1 protein-coding gene is annotated in these 280 nt (G+C 46.8%); it reads right to left on the minus strand.

Annotation, left to right across the window (positions count from 1 at the left end):
• Positions 1-210: reverse transcriptase N-terminal domain-containing protein (locus LKE08_RS00070; protein ID WP_324702159.1), on the minus strand; the 210-nt coding region annotated here is incomplete at its 3' end.
• Between the last annotated feature and the right edge of the window lie 70 nt (positions 211-280).

Here is a 280-nt window from a genome sequence, read left to right on the forward strand (position 1 = left end):
CGCTAAGAGCCTTGCGTAGTATGACTTCAAAAGGAGTCTCTGCAACCTTCTGGCTTTTGCATCCTGTCCCGATTGAGCCGCTTGATAGATACGCTTTTGCAGCTTGAAGACCATACGATGAACTTTCGTCCAGTTGATAGCCTTCCATACACTCTTAGTGTCCGCCAGTTTTGGCTTGCCAAAACCTTTGGATTGACTAGACTTCGCCATTATTGCTACTCAAGTCTCCATCTTACGTCTGAACCGTGACCCGTCTGCATATCTCGAACATTACATCCGA

The sequence above is a fragment of the Lyngbya sp. CCY1209 genome, assembly GCF_035615495.1.
Classification (GTDB): Bacteria; Cyanobacteriota; Cyanobacteriia; order Cyanobacteriales; family Microcoleaceae; genus Limnospira.